The 15,681-nt window shown below is 70.4% G+C and carries 15 protein-coding genes; 6 read left to right on the forward strand and 9 right to left on the reverse strand.

From position 1 onward, the window contains the following. Positions 1–238 precede the first annotated feature (238 nt). Both ABD808_RS14305 and ABD808_RS14310 read right to left on the reverse strand, forming a co-directional pair. Positions 239–1,096 carry an SDR family NAD(P)-dependent oxidoreductase gene (locus ABD808_RS14305; protein ID WP_344895904.1) on the reverse strand — a complete coding sequence of 286 codons (858 nt, stop codon included), beginning with the start codon at positions 1,094–1,096 and terminating at the stop codon, positions 239–241. Between the two features lie 59 nt (positions 1,097–1,155). After that, on the reverse strand, positions 1,156–1,794 hold the full coding sequence (locus ABD808_RS14310) for a TetR/AcrR family transcriptional regulator (RefSeq protein ID WP_344895907.1): 639 nt from the start codon (positions 1,792–1,794) through the stop codon (positions 1,156–1,158). A 125-nt stretch (positions 1,795–1,919) separates the two neighbouring features. Here ABD808_RS14310 and ABD808_RS14315 point away from each other — a divergent pair, with 125 nt between their 5' ends. Next, the gene (locus ABD808_RS14315; RefSeq protein WP_344895910.1) at positions 1,920–3,380 is read left to right on the forward strand and encodes a flavin-containing monooxygenase; all 1,461 of its coding nucleotides are present in this window, start codon (positions 1,920–1,922) and stop codon (positions 3,378–3,380) included. A 70-nt stretch (positions 3,381–3,450) separates the two neighbouring features. Here the strand turns inward: ABD808_RS14315 and ABD808_RS14320 are convergent, their stop codons facing one another. The 3 genes from ABD808_RS14320 to ABD808_RS14330 all read right to left on the reverse strand — a co-directional run bounded on the left by ABD808_RS14320 (position 3,451) and on the right by ABD808_RS14330 (position 6,035). Further along, complete coding sequence (locus tag ABD808_RS14320) at positions 3,451–4,101, reverse strand: TetR/AcrR family transcriptional regulator (protein ID WP_344895913.1); 651 nt, start codon at positions 4,099–4,101, stop codon at positions 3,451–3,453. Positions 4,102–4,450: 349 nt separating this feature from the next. Next, on the reverse strand, positions 4,451–5,095 hold the full coding sequence (locus ABD808_RS14325; protein WP_344895916.1) for a TetR/AcrR family transcriptional regulator: 645 nt from the start codon (positions 5,093–5,095) through the stop codon (positions 4,451–4,453). 85 nt (positions 5,096–5,180) lie between these two features. Continuing rightward, the gene (locus tag ABD808_RS14330; protein ID WP_344895919.1) at positions 5,181–6,035 is read right to left on the reverse strand and encodes an aggregation-promoting factor C-terminal-like domain-containing protein; all 855 of its coding nucleotides are present in this window, start codon (positions 6,033–6,035) and stop codon (positions 5,181–5,183) included. A gap of 189 nt (positions 6,036–6,224) precedes the next feature. Between ABD808_RS14330 and ABD808_RS14335 the strand changes: the two genes are divergently transcribed. From ABD808_RS14335 to ABD808_RS14345, 3 genes are all read left to right on the forward strand, one after another. Next, on the forward strand, positions 6,225–6,716 hold the full coding sequence (locus ABD808_RS14335; protein ID WP_344895922.1) for a MarR family winged helix-turn-helix transcriptional regulator: 492 nt from the start codon (positions 6,225–6,227) through the stop codon (positions 6,714–6,716). Between the two features lie 84 nt (positions 6,717–6,800). Next, entirely contained in the window at positions 6,801–7,655 is an 855-nt protein-coding gene (locus ABD808_RS14340) for a DUF2470 domain-containing protein (protein ID WP_344895925.1), read from the forward strand. Between the two features lie 466 nt (positions 7,656–8,121). Further along, on the forward strand, positions 8,122–9,261 hold the full coding sequence (locus ABD808_RS14345; RefSeq protein WP_344895928.1) for a trans-sulfuration enzyme family protein: 1,140 nt from the start codon (positions 8,122–8,124) through the stop codon (positions 9,259–9,261). 21 nt (positions 9,262–9,282) lie between these two features. Here ABD808_RS14345 and ABD808_RS14350 read toward each other — a convergent pair whose 3' ends face one another. Both ABD808_RS14350 and ABD808_RS14355 read right to left on the reverse strand, forming a co-directional pair. After that, positions 9,283–10,434, reverse strand: coding sequence for a DUF5925 domain-containing protein (locus ABD808_RS14350; RefSeq protein WP_344895931.1), 1,152 nt, complete (start codon positions 10,432–10,434; stop codon positions 9,283–9,285). Positions 10,435–10,482: 48 nt separating this feature from the next. Then, positions 10,483–11,247, reverse strand: a complete 765-nt coding sequence (locus ABD808_RS14355; RefSeq protein ID WP_344895934.1) for a lysophospholipid acyltransferase family protein — start codon at positions 11,245–11,247, stop codon at positions 10,483–10,485. A 155-nt stretch (positions 11,248–11,402) separates the two neighbouring features. Between ABD808_RS14355 and ABD808_RS14360 the strand changes: the two genes are divergently transcribed. Next, positions 11,403–12,263, forward strand: coding sequence for a hypothetical protein (locus tag ABD808_RS14360; RefSeq protein ID WP_344895937.1), 861 nt, complete (start codon positions 11,403–11,405; stop codon positions 12,261–12,263). A gap of 53 nt (positions 12,264–12,316) precedes the next feature. Here ABD808_RS14360 and ABD808_RS14365 read toward each other — a convergent pair whose 3' ends face one another. Beyond that, on the reverse strand, positions 12,317–12,994 hold the full coding sequence (locus ABD808_RS14365; protein WP_344895940.1) for a uracil-DNA glycosylase: 678 nt from the start codon (positions 12,992–12,994) through the stop codon (positions 12,317–12,319). Positions 12,995–13,238: 244 nt separating this feature from the next. Between ABD808_RS14365 and ABD808_RS14370 the strand changes: the two genes are divergently transcribed. After that, positions 13,239–14,684: a WS/DGAT/MGAT family O-acyltransferase gene (locus ABD808_RS14370; RefSeq protein WP_344895942.1), complete on the forward strand. Its 1,446-nt coding sequence runs from the start codon at positions 13,239–13,241 to the stop codon at positions 14,682–14,684. Here ABD808_RS14370 and ABD808_RS14375 read toward each other — a convergent pair. Then, positions 14,671–15,666 (reverse strand): hypothetical protein, encoded by a 996-nt coding sequence (locus ABD808_RS14375; RefSeq protein WP_344895945.1) that lies wholly within the window; start codon positions 15,664–15,666, stop codon positions 14,671–14,673. The genes ABD808_RS14370 and ABD808_RS14375 overlap by 14 nt on opposite strands. Positions 15,667–15,681 lie beyond the last annotated feature (15 nt).

A 15,681-nucleotide genomic window follows, 5' to 3' on the forward strand; every position in this document is an offset into this window, starting at 1 on the left:
ATGCCAGGTGATCGGCGCGCTGGTGAAACCCGGGGAGGAGGAGGTCGACGACGTGACCGTGCAATCGGTAGGAGTGTCCTGGGTGCGATAGTCCCAGGTCAGCAACCTGTACTCGTCGACGGGCCGCGGAGTGGACCACGCTCCGCGGCCCTTTTGTCTTACCACTCATGTGCCAATGCACCGGAAATCGCAGTTGCATTTTCTGGCTCAGTATTTGGGGTCAAACAAGAAGTCAGGTTCAGCGGATGGAGATTTTGGCCAGCATCCGCATGGACGCGGGCGACACCCTGGACATCGCGTGCAGGAGATGGCCCTCGAAGTTGACGGGCACCACCGGCTTGTTCTTCACGATGGCGTGCACGATCCGCTCGGCGACCTTCTCCGGCGGGTAGTTGCGCGCCCGCAGCGCCCTGTGGCCGCGCTCGCGGAGCCGCTCCCTAGCCTGCTCGTCGCCGTCGACGTACGTCCCGTTCCTGACAATGTCGGTGCTGACGAAACCGGGGCAGACGGCCGTGACCCCGATCCGCGAACTGGCCAGCTCGGCGCGCAGGCACTCGCTCAGCATCAGGACGGCCGCCTTCGTCGTGCAGTACGCGGGCAGCGAGCGGGTCGGCGCGTACGCGGCGGCCGACGCGATGTTGACGATGTGCCCGCCGAAGTTCGGCTTGTCGGGCTTGTTCGGCAGGGCGTGGACGCGGTCGTGCATCTGCTTGCCGAACAGGCGGCAGCCGTGCACGACCCCCCACAGGTTGACGCCGACGATGTTGTCCCAGTCGTCGGGGCCGGTGTCGAGGAACGAGCCGGTGACCGCGATCCCGGCGTTGTTGACGACGATGTCGGGGGCCCGGCGGTCCCGTTTCACGTCGGCGGCGAAGGTCTCCATGGCGGCGGGGTCCGACACGTCCACCTGGTAGGCGACGCCCCCGGCGCCGACCGTCTTGGCGCGGGCGGCGGTGCGCTCGGCGGCGGGCAGGTCGATGTCAGCGGCGATGACGGTCGCGCCGTGCCCGGCGAGCGCGAGCGCGGTGGCCCGCCCGATCCCGGAACCCGCTCCGGTGACGACGGCGAGTGCTCCGTCGAAGTGCGCGAGGGGCATGCGGAACCTCCGAGGCGTCCGGACGGGCGACGAAGCAGAACAACCGGTTCCAACCGTACTCAGGGCGTCCCGGCACCGCCGCTCGGGCCGCTCGTCCGAACGCCGCTCCGGCCGCCGTCCTCCCGCCGCAGGTAGGGGCTCAGCCCGCTCCAGCAGAAGTCGGTCATGTACCGGGCCGCGTCCTCGGCCGAGACCTCGGGACGCTGGGTCTTCCAGTGCGCCAGACGCTCGCTGCCGCCCACGATGATCTGCGTGAAGGCGTCGATGACCTCGGCGGGCGCGCCGGGCGCGAACGCCGCCAGCGCGCCGGAGATCAAGGCGCCCTGCTGCGCGCGCGTCGCCTCCACGGCCTCGGCGGCGGCCGGGGACGCGGCCGCGGGCTCGCGCAGCAGCATCGCGAACGGCCTGCTGTGCGCGGCGACGAACGTGAAGTAGGCGACCATCCCGCGCCACAGGACGTCCTCGGGGTCGGAGGCCCCGGCCATGGCCGTCCGCGTGGCGTCGAGCAACTCGGCCTTGGACCGGCGCACGCACGCGACGAGCAGCCCGTCCTTCGACCCGAAGTACTCGTAGAGCATCGGCTTTGACACGCCGCAGCGCTCGGCGATCTCGTCCATGGAGGCGTCCCGGTAGCCGCGCTCGCCGAACACCTCCTCGGCCACGTCCAGCATCTGCCGTTCGCGGTCGGCGCGGGACATCCGCCTCCGCCGGGACGAGGGCCGGGGTGTGGTGGCACTCACAGCGGCTCCCCCCTATTGGACCTACCGTCAGTAACCTACTTCAGGTAACTTACCCGGAGTAGGTTACGCGAGAGGGGCAGGACATGAGCGAGCGCGGCCCGGCGATCGTCATCATCGGCTCCGGCTTCGCCGGCCTGGGCATGGCGATCCGGCTCAGGCAGGCGGGCTTCCACGACTTCGTGATCCTGGAGAAGAGCGGCTCCCTCGGCGGGACGTGGTACGACAACACCTATCCCGGTTGCGCCTGCGACGTGCCCTCCCACATGTACTCCTTCTCCTTCGAGCTCAACCCCGGCTGGACGCGGATGTTCGCGCCGCAGCCCGAGATCCGCGCCTACATGGAGCGCACCGCCGACAAGTACCGCGTCCGGGAGCACATCCGTTTCGGCGCGGCCGTCGACTCCATGGACTACGACGACGCGGCCGAGCGCTGGAACGTCACCCTCGCGGACGGGACGGTCCTCACGCCGAAGGCGATCGTGTCGGGCATCGGCGCGCTGCACGTCCCGTCCTTCCCGGACCTGCCGGGGCTTCAGAAATTCCGTGGCACCGCGTTCCACTCCGCCGAGTGGGACCACTCCTACGACCTCACCGGGAAGCGCGTCGCCGTCATCGGGACGGGCGCGTCCGCGATCCAGTTCGTCCCGAAGGTCGCGAAGCAGGCGGCCGAGCTGGTGGTGTTCCAGCGGACGCCGCCGTGGGTCCAGCCGAAACCCGACGCGCCCATCTCCGCACGGCTCCGCAGGACGTTCGCGATGGTGCCGGGCGCCGCGCGCGCGTTCCGCGCCGGGCTCTACTGGGCGCTGGAGGCCCGCGCGGTCGGCTTCACCATCGACCCGCGCCTGTCCGGCCCGCAGGAACGGGTGGCCCTTCGCCACATCGAACGGCAGATCGACGACCCCGAACTGCGCGCCAAGGTCACGCCCGACTACACCATCGGCTGCAAGCGGATCCTGCTGTCGAGCGACTACTATCCGGCGCTCGCGCGTCCGAACGTGGAGTTGGAGACGTCCGGCATCGCCGAGGTCCGGGAGCACTCCATCGTCACCGAGGACGGCCGCGAACACGAGGTCGACTGCGTGATCTTCGGCACCGGCTTCAAGGTCACGGGCGCCCTCACCGACCTGCGCGTCACCGGCCGGAACGGCGTGAAACTCCAGGAGGTCTGGGCGAACGGCATCGAGGCCCACCGGGGCACGACCATTCCCGGAATGCCGAACTTCTTCATGCTGCTCGGCCCGAACACCGGCCTCGGCCACACCTCCGTCGTCTTCATGATCGAGGTGCAGATCCGGCACGTGCTGAGCTGCCTGCGGCTGATGAGCGAACGCGGCGCGGGCATGATCGAGCCGAAGCCGGAGGCGTCCCGCCGCTACAACGACCGGCTGCAACGGCGCCTGCGCCGCTCCGTGTGGAACGAGGGCTGCGACAGCTGGTACCTGGACGACCAGGGCGTCAACCGCACGATCTGGCCGGGCCACACGTTCGAGTTCTGGGCGGCGTCCCGCAGGGCCAAGCCGAAGGAGTTCACCTTCACCCCGTGACGGGGCCGGGCCAGGCCGAAGGAGTTCACCTTCACCCGGTGACGCGCCTGCTGGGACGGCGCCGCGACGGCTATTTGTCGGGCGGCGCGAAGATGGGCCGGAACCCGGCGATGAGCTGGCGGATCACCGGACGCTGCTCGGCCGGGGTGCGCCCGCGCAGCCCGTGCACGGGATCGAGGCCGTCGTAGTACGGGGCGAGCGCGAGGAACGGCAGCAGGGTCATCAACCAGGTCACCAGGACCTCGATGTCGGCGTCCGCGCGGATCTCCCCCCGCTCCTGCCAGCCCTCCAGCAACGGATTGATGACCTGGATGTAGTGCTGGTTCGCGGTGTCGCGGACGACCGACCGGACGCTGTTGTCGAGCTCGAAGTTCGTCGCGGCGGTGACGCCGCGCTCCAGCGGATGCTCGGCCATGTACTCGGTCCAGTCGCAGACGGCGTCGACCAGCCACTCGTCGAAGGGCTGGTCGAAGTCGATCCGCTCCATGCGGCGCTGCATTTCCTCGCGGATGCGGCGGGACGTCTCGTCGCAGACGTAGGCGAAGAACTCCAGCTTGTCGCCGAAGTACTGGAAGAGGGAGCCCTTGGCGATGCCCGCCTCGCGGGCGATGGTGTTCAGGCTGCCCGTCGAATAGCCGTTCTCCCCGAACTCGCGCATCGCGACCTCAAGGACCCGCTCGCGCTTGGCGACGTTGAGCCGGAACCAGGTCGAAGTCGGCATGGATCCCTTCGACTTTCCGTCAGGAATGAGTAACCCGTACGTCAGGATAACGGTCTGTGTCATCCACTGTGACCAAAAACATCGTGCGTGACATCGTGCGTGTTCACCACGACCCCGCCGACCTCGGACGGGCCGCCCACCGTCTCGGTTGAATAACGGGCGACCAGGTTTCGGTCATTCCGCTGATCGCTCCGATGCCATGTCGGTCGGGGGTCGGCCGATCGGGGGCCGGGTCGACCGGGTCGTGTCGGTCAGTCTCGCATCCGGACACAGGTCATGATCAAGCGGAACGGCGAAAATGGAGCAAAGAAGGCAGAAAGGGCACAGTGCTCATGCGGGCGGGCGCCGTTCAGCCAGCGAGCCGGATCAGGATCCGGCACACCTCTTCGATGATCTCCGTCGCCTCCGGCTCGCTCTCGGCCGTGGCGATCTCCCGTCCGGCCTCACCGATCATGGACGTGAGGACGAGGCTCAGCACCTGCTCGGGACGCCCGGCGGGCTCGTCGGCGGACGGCCCGCGCAGCAGCCTGGTGTTCTGCGCGATCCAGTGCCGTCCCCGGCTGCGACGCATCAGCGCCGACCCCGACGGACCCTCCCCGCCGAGGAACAGCCGGGCGGCGACCCGGCGCTCCCAGCACACCCGCAGGTAGGCGCGGGCACCGGCGATGAACAGCGCGATCGGGTCGCTCTCGCCGCCCTTGCGCGCGTCGGACACGGCCCGCGCGGCGGTCGCCTCCTGCTCGGCGCTGAGGTCCTCCCACAGCGCCACGTACAGCCCGGCCTTGCCGCCGTAGTGGTGGTACAGGCTGCCGACGCTGATCCCGGACCGCTCCACGATCTCGGCGATGCCCGCGTCGGCGTAGCCGCGGTCGGCGAAGACGTCCAGCGCCGCCGCCAGCAGCGTCCGCCGTGTGGCGTCGGCCCGCGCCCACTGGCGACCGCCGCCGTTCCCGTCCGGCGTGCCGCCCGGCTGCTGCGCCCTGCTCGTCCGCATGCCCCAATGGTGCCAGGCAGCGGCCTGCCTTTCGGACGGGTCAAACCAGCTGGCTCAGTACAGGTCGGGCTCAGTACAGGTCGGGTCAGTACCAGTGGTGCGACGACCACCAGGACCACGCGCCGCACGGGTCGTGGTAGCGGGCCTTGATGTAACCGAGGCCCCAGGCGATCTGGGTGGGAGAGCTGGTGCGCCAGTCAGACCCGGAACTCGCCATCTTCGAACCGGGCAGTGCCTGCGGAATGCCGTACGCGCCGCTGCCGGGGTTCTCGGCGCGCTCGTTCCAGCCGCTCTCGTGGTTCCACAGCGTGAGCAGGGAATCCCAGCAGTTGCCCCAGCCCTTCATGGCGTTCATCTTCTTGCCGTACGCCTTGTTCTGCTTGGAGCTGGGGTTCATCTTGGCGAGGCGTTCCTTCTCCTGCCGCCGCTTCAGCTCCGCCCGTGCCGCCGCCTCCTTCTTGGCCTTCCGCTTCAGCTCCTCCATCTCGCGCTTGTGCTTCTCGTAGGCCCGCTTCTTGGCGGTGGCGATCGCGTCCGCGACGACGGGGTCCATGTCGGACGCGGCCGTCAACCGCGTGAGCATGTCGTTGGTCGACAGGTCGCCCTCGGCGGCCTTCGGCGGCTTGGTGTCGTCCCCGCCCGCGAACCGGCCGATGTCCACCAGCGTGACCGCCGCGACGATCCCCACGATCGCGACGATCGTGATCGTCACGTTGCTGGTCAGCACCCGCCGCAGCCGCCGCTTCTTCGGCGGCGGGACGTCCAGCGCGTCCGTCTCGTACGGGTCGTGCGGCGCGTGGACGCGGGCGTCGGGCGCCTGCCGGGGCGGGGGCACCTGCGCGCCGCCGTCCGAACGCCGCCGTCCCCGTTGTTTCGGCTCGGAACGGCCGCGTCGCGGGGTGGGGTTGGGACGTCTGCGCGTGCCGTGACTCTGTGGCATAGGAGAAGATTGCCTTATCGCCCGGGGTCCTGTCGTCCATGAGTCGTCCAGAAGTCGATACGCGGAACGACCGGCGACCGGTTCACGTGTCGCGGAACGGCTCGTCCGGACGATCCGGAAGCCGCGTGGGCTCCCGCGCGTTGTAACGGAAACGGGGTCGCTGGACGAAGGCGGGGCATCATGTCGACCGTGACGGAGCAGGACGAACGCCGGACCGGCCAGGTCGCACCGGACGAGCTGGTCCACGAGTTCGGCGCGCTGCTGACCGCCGCGACGGTGTTGGAGCGCATCGTGGGCCGGGAGCTGGAACGCCGCTGCGGCATCCGGCACGCGGTTTTCGAGGTGCTGCTGAAACTGGCGAGCGCGGGCGACCGGCCGCTCGCGATGGGCGATCTGGCCGGGGAGCTGATCCTGACCAGCGGCGGCATGACCCGGATCGTGGACCGGATGGAGGACGCCGCCCTCGTCCGCCGCGAACCGGCCCCCGGCGACCGCCGCCGCCAACTGGTGGAGCTGACCCCGAAGGGGCGCGCGAAGCTCGACGAGGCGCTGCGCGTCCACGCCGAGACCCTCCGCGAGCACTTCGCGGCGCCGTTGACCGGCGACCAGCGCCGCGTTCTGGTGGACGCCCTCCACACCCTCGGCGCGCAGGCTCGCAAGGAGCTTGGCGACCTGCACTGACGGGAACCAGGGTTGTCCCTCCGCACTCTTGATGGTTAGGTAAGCCTTAGTTAGGCAACCCTAACCTGATACGTCTCGGGAGGCATGGTGCGGCGAGCGGAGACCACGACGGCGGTGGAGGGCCCCACGGCGGGGGAGCGGGCGCGGACCCTCGCCTACGGCATCGCGGACGGCGTCCTCGTCGCGCCCGGCGTCCCCTACGCGCCCGTCCCGGCGCACGCGACCGACCGGGACGGCAGGCCGCTGCTGCTCGTCCAGACCGAGTCGCCCGTCGCCGCCGCGCTCCGCAACACCCGGGCCGGGGAGGAACGGGCCGACATGCCCGCCACGCTGCGGGTCTCCGACGTCGCGCCCGTCGCGCTCGCCGACCGGGTGCGCGGCCGGGCCTGGCTGCACGGCCGCCTCACCGAGATCCCGGACGGTGAACTGCGCGCCGCCGCGCTGCGCCTCTCCTACGCGCATCCCCGTCCCGAACTGCTCGACCTCGGCGCCGAACGGGACGGCCGCCGCGACTGGACGATCCTCGCCCTCACGGTCGCGCAGGTCGAGATCGACGACGCCTGGGGGAGCGCCGTCCTCGAACCCGCCGAGTACGCGGCCGGGGTGCCCGACCCGTTCGTCGCCGTCGAGTCCGGCATCCTCACGCACCTGGACTCCTGCCACCGCGACGAACTGCCCCGGCTGCTGCCCGACTCCGCACTGCTCGACTCAGCACCGCCCGACTCCGCGCTGCCCGACTCCGCGCTGCCCGACTCGGCACCGCCCGGCGGCCCCGTCCGGCCGCTGGCGCTCGACCGGTACGGGCTGTGGGTGCGCTGCGCACCGCGACCGGGGACGCACGCACCGTTCGACGTGCGCCTGCCGTTCGCCCGGCCTGTCAGTGATCTCCACGGTCTACGGTGCGTCTACCGGCGCCTGTTCGCCCGGGCCACCCCGTAGCGCACCCGTAGTACGTGTTTCCACGGACCCCTTCGCGCGCACGGATTTGCCGGTGGTCTCCCGGATAGTGCGGGGCCCTCCCGCCGCGACATGATCGGATCTCCGGCCGAGGGACGCGAAACCGTCACTCGTCCGGGACGACCCGATCGCCGGCTCGCCCTCGCGGGGTGGGTGAGCCGGCGGTGGGGACCGTGCCGGGCCTCAGGGCGCCACGCGCCTCCGGCCGGGCCGGTGGTCCGGCGCCGCGGACGACGGGGGCGTGGTCCGGGCCACTGGTGCCAATTGGCCGTTTCCGCCACACCGGCTTCCGCAGCAGGCTGGGAGCATGCGCGATCCACAGAGCCACGATCCACAGAGCCACGATCCACAGAGCCACGACCCACAGACCCGTGATCCCCAGAGCGGTGAGCCACAGACCCGGGATCCTCGGACCCGCGATCCCCAGACGGCGGCCGTCCACCCGCCCGTGATCACGCCGGTCGGCAGCCGACCACTGGGCATGCCGCTCTACCAGGGCCATCTGTTCTCCTTCGAGAGCGCCGACGATCTCGCCGCCGCCTTCCACGGCCCGGACGAGGCGTTCTTCTACGCCCGCATGGGCAACCCGACCGTCCGGTCGCTCGAACGGGCGGTCACCGACGTCGAGGGCGGCGCGGGGGCGCTCGCCACCGCGTCCGGGATGGGGGCCGTCAACGCCGTCCTGATGGGCCTGCTGCGCTCCGGCGACCACGTCATCGCGCAGACGGCCCTCTACGGCGGCACGTACGCGCTGTTCCAGGACCTCGCCGACCGGTGGGGCGTCGACGTCACCTACATCGCGGCCGACGACCCCGCCGAGGTGCGGGACGCGCTGCGTCCCACCACCCGTCTCCTCTACCTGGAGACGATCGCCAACCCCACCACGCACGTCACGGATCTGCCCGCGTTCACCGAGGCCGTTCGTGGGACGGGCGTGCTAACCGTTGTGGACAACACGTTCGCCCCGCTCTTGTGCCGACCGATCGAGCACGGTGCCGACATCGTCGTCCACTCGACGACGAAGTACCTGAGCGGACACGGAGATGTCATCGGGGGCATCGCCGTCTTCGCCGACCGGGACGTGCACCACCGCGTGTGGAGCCACGCCGTCGAACTGGGCTCGGTCGCCGACCCGTTCGCGGCGTGGATGACCCTGCGCGGCCTCGCCACGATGCCGCTGCGCGTCGAGCGGCAGAGCGCGTCCGCCCTGGACGTCGCCCGCCGCCTCGCCGCGCATCCGGCCGCCGACCGCGTCCACTATCCGGGGCTGGACGACCATCCCCAGTGCGCGGTGGCACGCCGCCTGCTCCCGGACGGGAGCGGCGGCGTCCTGGCGTTCGAGCCGACCGGCGGACGGGACGCGGGCCGCGTCTTCTCCGAGGCCGTCCGGCTCATCTCGCTCGGCCCGTCGCTCGGCGACATCGCCTCGCTGGTGATGCACCCGGCCAGCACGTCCCACCGGCAGATGGACGCCGCGTCCCTCGCCGCCGCCGGGATCGGCGAGGGAACCGTGCGACTGTCGATCGGCCTGGAACATCCGGACGACCTGTGGGCCGACATCGAGCAGGCCCTCGCCAAATCGGCCTGATCGACCAATCGACCGATCGGCCTAGAGGTAGAAACCGGTCGCCGCGGCGGGCGCGTCCACCCCGCCCGGGCGCGTCTCGCCCCTGCGGAGCGCGGCCAGCTCGGCGAGGGTCGCGCCGTCCGCGCCGATCTCGCCGGGCGTCGTGTCCGCGTCGTCCAGCCAGGACACGGCCTCCGCGCGGGTCAGCCGCCCCACCTCGATCTGCGCGAGGCACCGGCCGGGACGGACCACCGCCGGGTGCAGCATGGCGAGATCCTCGTTGGTGGTGATGGCCACCAGGACGTCCCGTCCCTGCCCGAGCATTCCGTCGGTGAGGTTCAGCAGCCGCGACAGGCCCTGGCCCGTCGACTGCTTGGCCTCGCCGCGGATCAGCTCGTCGCAGTCCTCCAGGATGAGCAGCCGCCAGCGGCCGGTCTCGTCGTCGTCGTCACCGACCGCGACCTCCATCAGATAGCTCGGCGTGCCGAACAACGCCTCCGGGTCGAGGACGCAGTCGGACTGGCACCAGCCCTTCCACGCCCGCGCGAGCGCGCGCAGCGCCGTGGTCTTGCCGGTGCCGGGCGGACCGTGCAGGAGCAGCAGCCGTCCCGACACCTCCTCGCGGGTGAGGCCCATGACCGCGTCGAGCGCCTCGGCGACCGGCGCGGTGTAGTTGCCCCGGATCTCCTCCCACGTGTCGGCGGCGATGGCCCGCTCGTTGCGGGAGGGGCCGTGCGTCGCCAGATGCCAGAACCCCATCGCGACGCTCGTGTCGTCGGTCTGCGGGGGATCGGTCGCGTCCAGCACGGCCGCTTCGAGGACGGACTCCGCCAGCTCCTCGCTCACCGCCGACACCGCGACATGCGCGATGCCCGTCTTCCATCGATTCGCGAGCAACGTCCAGCCGTCGCCCTCGGCCAGTACCGAATCCCTGTGCTTCTCGGCCGCCACCCGCACGACCCGCGCGTCGCCGGGACGCAGCGGCGCGTCCGGCTTGACGTGCTCGAGCCGGGTCGAACGCGACCAGGGCTGCTCACCGGACGCGAACGGGCGGAGCGACAGCACGTCCATCACATCGGCGTGCGAGTTCCTGTCACTGAGATTGAAGAGCACGGGCAGCGTCGACTCGGGCCCAGGATCCGTGGCGTTCTTCGTGGACTCAACGAGACGCAGTACCTCCTCTGACGTGGTCATACCAAAATGATCACGCCGGGTGGCACATGGCGTCCAGTGAATTAGCCGTCAGGATTCGTCCTCGCGCGCCGCCTTACGCGCCTCGGCCTCCGCCAGGTCGAGCTTCTCGGCCTCCTCCGGCGTCGGCGCCGTCCCACCGAGGTACGCGGGCTGCCACCAGGCCTCGCCCGCCTTCGGCGTGACCGGGTACTCGCGCTGCGCCTTCTCCAGCATCGCCTGCATCTGGGCGTGCAGATCCCGGGTGATCTGGTCGTAGTCGTCGCCGCGCTTCGGATGCAGCGGCTCGCCGATGAGGATCGTGACCGGTACGTTGCGCTGGAGCAACCGCCGTTTGCGGCCCTTCGTCCACATCCGCTGCGGCCCCCACAACGCCACCGGGACCAGCGGCACCTTCCCGCCCACCGCCATCCGCACCGCGCCGTTCTTGAACTCCTTCACCGTGAACGACCGGCTGATCGTCGCCTCCGCGAACACCCCGACGATCTCACCCGCCTTCAACGCCCGCAGCGACGCCGCGTAGGACGAGGCGCCCGCGTCCCGGTCCACCGGGATGTGGTGCATCCCACGCATCAGCGGCCCGCCGATCCGGCTGTCGAAGATCTCCTTCTTCGCCATGAACCGCACCAGCCGCTTCGCCGGGTGCGCCGCGACCCCCGCGAAGATGAAGTCGAGATAGCTGACGTGGTTGCTGACCAGCACCGCCCCACCCGTGCGCGGGATCCGGTCGGCCCCCTCCAGACGGACCTTGATGTTCAGGGCCTTGAACACACATTGAGCCGTCTTGATCACCGGCGGGTACACGTATTCGGGCATGTGAGCACGGTACTTGAGCCGTCCTTGATCAGCGAGTGCGGGCGGGGGACGGCGATGGCTCCCACAACGGACCGGAACTCTGAGAGGGTGGGGTTGTGGCGTGAGCCGCTGAGGGTTCAAGATCCCCCTGAAGGGTGAAAGGGGATGAGCAACTTATGGAACCGTTGGACGCGGCGGCGGACGTGCACGCGCTCATCCGCGACGTGCTGCCCGCCCTGGCGCCCAGCGCCTGGTTCGACTCCGGCACCTCCGAGGTCGTGCTGCCCGTCGGCCGGTCGGAGGCCCGCGCCTCCAGTTGGACGGTGTTGGAGCGCTGCGCCCGCGAGCCGCGCTCGGCTTGGCCGCGGGTCGTGGACGAATGGGTCCGCGAGGTCGGCGACCGCGCGTTCCTCGCCGTCGGCGAGATGGAGCTGTTCGGCGACGTGCGCGAACTGCTGCGTCTGCGCATCGTCCCGAAACTCGCGCCCCGCGACCGGGAGGGCCTGGTCGTCGTCCCCGCCGGAGACCACTTCGACGCGATGGTGATGATCGAGCACCCCCGCTACGGCGGCCCCCTCACCAAGGCCCGCGCGGGCCTGCTCGGCCTCCACAAGCTCGGCTACGTGATGACGAACACCCACGACCGCGAGCTGGCGGACGTCGCCGTCCGCGACCAGCCGCTGCTCCCCGGTCGCAACGTCCGCGTGGTCACCAAACCGGGCAGCCGCTACGTGTCCGCGCTGCTCAGCGAGGTCGACCAGTTCCTGCCGTGGCCGAACAAGCACGGCGCGCTGGTCGGCGTCCCCTGCCACAGCACGCTGCTGCTCTACCCGATCACGTCGTCGGCCGTCCGCGAGGTGCTCCCCGTCTTCGCCGACGTCGTCCGCGAGATGCACGCCGACGCCGACGACCCCTGCGCCCCCGGCGTTTACTGGAGCCACGGCGAACGCCGCCTGACCCCTCTCCCCGCCACCTCGAACGTCACAGGCGAGTTCGCGACGCTCCTGCACGTGCTCGATGGCAGCGATTTGCGTTGAGGCCCTGGGGCCCTCAGCTCACACTTTGACTGGGCCGAGCTTCGGCGGTGCTTTTAGGGGAGCTTCCAGTCGACGGGCTGGGCGCCCTGTTGTTCCAGGAACTGGTTGGCGCGGGAGAACGGGCGGGAGCCGAAGAAGCCGCGGTCGGCGGACATCGGGCTCGGGTGCGCCGACTCGATGGCCGGGACGTCGCCCAGCAGCGGCTTGAGGTTGCGGGCGTCGCGGCCCCACAGGATCGCGACGAGCGGGCGGCCACGGGTGGCGAGGGCGCGGATGGCCTGCTCGGTGACCTCTTCCCAGCCCTTGTCGCGGTGCGAGCCCGGCTTGCCCGGCATGACGGTCAGTGACCTGTTGAGCAGGCAGACGCCCTGTTCCGTCCACGGGGTGAGGTCGCCGTTGGACGGTTCGGGGTGGCCGAGGTCGCTGGAGTACTCGCGGAAGATGTTGATCAGGCTGCCGGGCAGCGGCCGGACGTTCGGGGCGACGGAGAAGCTGAGGCCGACCGGGTGGCCGGGCGTCGGGTACGGGTCCTGCCCCATGATGAGGACCCGGACGTCGTCGAACGGCTGCGTGAAGGCCCGCAGGATGTTGTTTCCGGCGGGGAGGTAGCGGCGTCCGGCGGCGACCTCGGCGCGCAGCCAGTCTCCGGCGGCGGCGATCGTCCCGGCGACCGGTTCCAGCGCGGTCGCCCACCCGGCGTCGACGATCTCCGTGAGTGGTCGTCCCGTCATGGGGCACAACCCTACTTGGGTGATCATGGGACCGTCCGGAGAACGCGGTCTTGTGAAGCTTTCTGACCACATGGGGTCTGGAAGAAGGCAAAACTTTCTTCAGGCCGCACGGATATGGCAGATGAAATGCGTGAAACGTCCTGTTAAGTCCGGGTTACTTCCTGGCGGATCGCGTTGACCAGCGCTCTCGGGGCGGCATATCACCTAAAGACAGGGCACGCAGGACGAGCAAACGGACGAGGGCATGAGTCAGCTGACCACCGTGGACGCCACCTTCCTCAACGCCGAGACCGACACGACCCACGCCCACATCGCCGGGCTGGGCATCGTCGACGCGACCTCCAGTCCCGGCGGCCGCCTCTCCGTACCGGCCGTCGCGGGACTCGTCCGCGCCCGCGCGCACCTGGCGGCCCGGCCGCTGCGGCGTCGCCTCGTCCAGGTCCCGCTCAACCTGGACCACCCCTACTGGGAGGACGACCCGGACTTCGACCCCGAGCGGCACATCTTCGAGATCGGCCTGCCCGCCCCCGGCACGGACCGCCAGCTCGCCGACGTCGTCGCGATGCTCCACGAACAGCCCTTGGACCGTTCCCGTCCGCTCTGGGAGATGTTCATCATCCAGGGCCTGGCGGGCGGGCTGACCGCCGTCTACGCGAAGGTCCACCACGCCGCCGTGGACGGCGTCCTGGCGGCCGAGGCCCTCGCCGCCCTCCTGGACCTCTCACCGGAACCCCGTGACCTCCCCGCCGACGAGACCGAACCGTCGCGCGCCCCCGGCACGGCCGAGATGCTCCGCACCGGCCTGCTGAAGACGGCACTGCACCCCGTGCGCACCGCGATGTCCATCGCACGCACCGCCCCATACCTGGACGAGATCCCCGGTGTGTCGTCGATCCCCGGCGCCCGACTGATGTCGTCGATCACGCAGAACGCCCTGCGCCGCCGCGAACTGCCGAAGGCGCCCCGCATGAACGCCCCGCCGACCCCGTTCAACGAGCCCATCGGCCGCCGCCGCGCCGTCGCCTGCGGCGAACTGCCGCTGAGCGAGATCAAGCAGATCAGACGGGCACTCGGCGGCAGCATCAACGACATCGTCATGGCCCTGTGCGCGACGGCCCTGCGCAAGTGGCTGGAGAAGCGCGGCGACCTTCCCGAAGGCCCGCTGGTCACGGCCGTCCCGGTGTCCCTCCGTCGTGGCGCCGCCCGCTCGGACACGGGCAACCAGGTCACGATCATGGCGACGCCGTTGGCCACGCACATCCCCGACCCGGCCGACCGCTACGTCGCCGTCCGGCGCGACATGGACACCGCCAAGCGACGGTTCACCGGCTCCTCGGGAAGCTGGGTGCGAGACATCAGCGCCCTGCTCCCGGCCCCCCTCGCGGGCGCCGCCACCCGCCTGGCCCTCCAGGCCGCGCCCACGATGTCGCTGCGTCCCATCAACCTGATCATCTCGAACGTCCCGGGCCCGCAGTTCCCGCTCTACCTGTGCGGCGCCCGCGTCCTCGACTACTACCCGCTGTCCGTGATCACCGACGTGACGGGCGGCCTCAACATCACCGTCTTCTCCTACGACGGCAGGCTGAACATCGGCCTGGTGGCCTGCCGCGACCTGATCCCGGACCCGTCCGAACTCATCGACCACCTGGTCGACGCCCTGGACGAGATGAAGGACCTCACCCGGGACTGATCCCCAGCCTTCGCCGGTGGCGCCACGCCAGCCTCAAAGCAGCGGCCCCCGCGGGCTGCATGGGCTCGGGCACCGTCCCGTCGAACCGCCTCACGGACACGACCCCTTCCTCGTTCACCGCGACGAGCCCGCCGAAGACCTCCCGAAACGCCTCGTCCTCGATCACGGCAACGGTGAGAAGATCGACCGCGAGCGAAAGCGGATCCACCCCGACCCCCAGAAAACGCACCCTCATGAGGCCCCGGTCGCGAAGGCTCGTCAACGTCCGGTGAAAGCCCCACTCCTCCTGGACGAACCCGGGCCCATAACTCTCCTCTGCCCCGAGCAACTCCTCCGCGTACTCACGCACCATGCACTGCCACACATCAGGGGCCTCATCGCCCAACGGCTGAAAGCAACCCACCGGCATCACCTGGTGAAGCCCGCCAGCGTGCGCGACCTTCGCCGGATCCCGCCAGTGCAGCACGTAACGGCCGGACGTAGTCACGGTCAACGTCGTGACCGCCGGAATGACCGTCCGCCGCCCCAGGTCGCAGGGGTCACCGATCCGCCTCCGCAACGGCAGCCCGTCCACCCCGGCCGCCAACTCATGCGCCACCGCCTCCACCACGTCCACACCCTCGAAGAACGACGCCGCCCCGAACCGAAGCACCGGCGGCCCGACATCGAGCAGGCGATAACAAGGCCGATCCTCAAACACTTTCGGCGGCGAAAGCGCGGCCATGGCCTCGGAGTATGAGCGATACTCACCCGGCAACCCCCCCACCGGCGCCCTGACCGCCGCCGCCACGGCCCGCTCATCCCACTCAAGCCGAACGTCCTCCAACGGAACCGGCGCGTCAGGAATCCACCCCTCCCGACACAACAACGCCGTCCCCGCGACCCGCGCGACCCCTGGATAGAGCCGACTCGCCCGTTCGCCCAACACCCCGCGCGCCGCGTTCAACGCGGCCCGCTCGCCCCGCCACCGCTCCTCGTCCACCAACCCGGACACCTC

Source organism: Actinomadura meridiana (assembly GCF_039537545.1).
In the GTDB taxonomy this organism is placed as follows: Bacteria; Actinomycetota; Actinomycetes; order Streptosporangiales; family Streptosporangiaceae; genus Spirillospora; species Spirillospora meridiana.

What these genes read in the sequence shown, in the direction of transcription:
- ABD808_RS14305 (WP_344895904.1), bottom strand. Translation starts at nt 1,096, where the DNA reads ATGCCCCTCGCGCACTTCGACGGAGCACTCGCCGTCGTCACCGGAGCG.
- ABD808_RS14310 (WP_344895907.1), bottom strand. Translation starts at nt 1,794, where the DNA reads ATGTCCCGCGCCGACCGCGAACGGCAGATGCTGGACGTGGCCGAGGAG.
- ABD808_RS14315 (WP_344895910.1), top strand. Translation starts at nt 1,920, where the DNA reads ATGAGCGAGCGCGGCCCGGCGATCGTCATCATCGGCTCCGGCTTCGCC.
- ABD808_RS14320 (WP_344895913.1), bottom strand. Translation starts at nt 4,101, where the DNA reads ATGCCGACTTCGACCTGGTTCCGGCTCAACGTCGCCAAGCGCGAGCGG.
- ABD808_RS14325 (WP_344895916.1), bottom strand. Translation starts at nt 5,095, where the DNA reads ATGCGGACGAGCAGGGCGCAGCAGCCGGGCGGCACGCCGGACGGGAAC.
- ABD808_RS14330 (WP_344895919.1), bottom strand. Translation starts at nt 6,035, where the DNA reads ATGCCACAGAGTCACGGCACGCGCAGACGTCCCAACCCCACCCCGCGA.
- ABD808_RS14340 (WP_344895925.1), top strand. Translation starts at nt 6,801, where the DNA reads ATGGTGCGGCGAGCGGAGACCACGACGGCGGTGGAGGGCCCCACGGCG.
- ABD808_RS14350 (WP_344895931.1), bottom strand. Translation starts at nt 10,434, where the DNA reads ATGACCACGTCAGAGGAGGTACTGCGTCTCGTTGAGTCCACGAAGAAC.
- ABD808_RS14355 (WP_344895934.1), bottom strand. Translation starts at nt 11,247, where the DNA reads ATGCCCGAATACGTGTACCCGCCGGTGATCAAGACGGCTCAATGTGTG.
- ABD808_RS14360 (WP_344895937.1), top strand. Translation starts at nt 11,403, where the DNA reads ATGGAACCGTTGGACGCGGCGGCGGACGTGCACGCGCTCATCCGCGAC.
- ABD808_RS14365 (WP_344895940.1), bottom strand. Translation starts at nt 12,994, where the DNA reads ATGACGGGACGACCACTCACGGAGATCGTCGACGCCGGGTGGGCGACC.
- ABD808_RS14370 (WP_344895942.1), top strand. Translation starts at nt 13,239, where the DNA reads ATGAGTCAGCTGACCACCGTGGACGCCACCTTCCTCAACGCCGAGACC.